The sequence below is a fragment of the Tritonibacter litoralis genome (genome assembly GCF_009496005.1).
GTDB lineage: Bacteria > Pseudomonadota > Alphaproteobacteria > Rhodobacterales > Rhodobacteraceae > Epibacterium > Epibacterium litoralis.
In genome coordinates this window covers 1-596 of the sequence record NZ_WIBF01000053.1, presented here as the reverse complement: position 1 = coordinate 596, position 596 = coordinate 1, and the positions used below count along the sequence as shown (strand labels likewise).

Annotated in this window: 1 protein-coding gene; it reads left to right on the top strand. The window is 61.4% G+C overall.

What is annotated here, in order from left to right; genetic code table 11:
* Positions 1 to 596, top strand: a 596-nt coding sequence (locus GFB49_RS20950) for a type IV secretory system conjugative DNA transfer family protein (protein ID WP_153218203.1), incomplete at both ends; no start/stop codon positions are given.

Below are 596 nucleotides of genomic sequence, written 5' to 3'. Positions count from 1 at the left end.
GACCGGGTGCAGGGCCTCCTCAAAGGCGGAATCGATCTCTTCGTGGCGGCAGGCCTGCTGGCCTTCCAGCGCAAGCGCCCCACCTTGGGCGAGATCTACCGCATCGCGGCCTCGGGCGGGAACAAGCAGAAGGAATACTTCGCGCGGGGCCACGAGGTGGATAACAGGGCCGCCAAGCTGATCTTCACGCGGCTCGCTTCGACCAACAACGATACGCTGACGTCTTACGTTTCGCTCCTGATGACCTCGGGGCTGGACCAGTGGCAGAACCCGGCCATCGACGAGGCGACGGCAGTCTCGGATTTTGATTTCCGGACGATCCGCAAGAAGCCCTTCTCGGTCTATCTTGTCGTCCAGCCTCTGATGGTGAAACCGCTCGCGCCGCTGATCCGGCTGTTCTTCTCTGATCTTCTCTCCGCCATGCAGGAAAAGGATCCCGGGCCAGACGAGCCCTGGCCGGTGATGATCATGCTCGACGAGTTCAACCGATTGGGCAAGATGCCCATCGTGGTCGAGAGCATCGAGACCCTGCGGACCTATCGCGGCCACCTCGCTGTGGTCACCCAAACCATCCCTGCCCTCGATGAAATCTATGG